Source organism: Brucella grignonensis (genome assembly GCF_002252505.1).
Taxonomy (GTDB): domain Bacteria; phylum Pseudomonadota; class Alphaproteobacteria; order Rhizobiales; family Rhizobiaceae; genus Brucella; species Brucella grignonensis.
On the sequence record NZ_NNRL01000048.1, the window covers coordinates 1 to 587 of the forward strand.

Consider the following 587-nt stretch of genomic DNA (forward strand, 5'->3'; position numbering starts at 1 on the left):
CATCCTCGACCCGAAAATAGTCCCGCACGGTTGCGGTTTCCGCGTCGCGCTTCCACCCCTCGCCGCGAATGCGTTCCGGCCCGTCGGCGCGGCGAACCCGCCGGCGAACGCCGCGCCATGTAAACCACACCGGCGGATTGTCGGGCAGAAGCGCCATGGTCTCGATCGGTTCCGGCTGGGACAGCAGGCGCGGCGGCCGCGGCCAGTCACCGTCCCAGGTCGCGCCCATTTCAGGGGAGAGCGGCGGGACACAAGCGACGGAGCGCTCGGGGACATCGCTTTGGACGGGCGTGAAACGGCAAAGGCGATTTTCTCCGACACGATTCGCAAGGACATCGATCAGGTCCGAAATATCCGCCTGCGGTTCCTCGACCAGCGAGAATATAATCTGCCGATCCCGCAATGGCTCGACGACGATTGCCGCAAGCTCCATAGTCTCGATCCAGAAACCCGGATCGACGGTGTCGATCTTCTCGCAAAGCAGCCGGGTCAGACGTTTTGCGTCGCGAACCGGCTGCGCTGTGCCGACCCGGATCGCTTGCCTTGTGTTGTCGACAAGATGGAACAGGAGATCGAGCCGGCGCGCG

At 64.2% G+C, this 587-nt stretch carries 1 pseudogene; it reads right to left on the bottom strand.

Annotation, left to right across the window (positions count from 1 at the left end):
• A pseudogene (locus tag CEV33_RS00690) lies at nt 1–587 on the bottom strand (DNA polymerase Y family protein); the annotation flags it as partial.